This is a genomic window from Citrobacter sp. TBCS-14, assembly GCF_005280805.1.
GTDB lineage: Bacteria > Pseudomonadota > Gammaproteobacteria > Enterobacterales > Enterobacteriaceae > Citrobacter > Citrobacter gillenii.
In genome coordinates this window covers 228-550 of the sequence record NZ_SZWM01001019.1, presented here as the reverse complement: position 1 = coordinate 550, position 323 = coordinate 228, and the positions used below count along the sequence as shown (strand labels likewise).

General features: G+C 55.4%; 1 protein-coding gene. It reads right to left on the bottom strand.

The features are described from left to right. The coding region (locus FDX22_RS31915) for a BCCT family transporter (protein WP_255433043.1) at positions 1-323 on the bottom strand (323 nt) is incomplete at both ends.

Below are 323 nucleotides of genomic sequence, written 5' to 3'. Positions count from 1 at the left end.
CCAGCAACATCACCATCACTAGCAGCAACAGCGCCAGGCTCAGGTTGATCTCGGACAGAATACGAATGCCCTTATCCAGTCCCGACACCACCGAAATCGTTGCCAGGCCAGTGATGACCACGATCAGGATCACCTGCACCGTTTCATTAATTGGCACGCCGAAGAGATGATTAAGCCCGGCGTTAACCTGCAGCACGCCATAACCGAGGGAGGTGGCCACGCCAAGCACGGTGCCGATAACTGCAAAGATATCGACCGCATGGCCAATCGGTCCGTAAATACGATCCCCGATAATCGGATACAGCGCCGAACGCAGGGTCAGT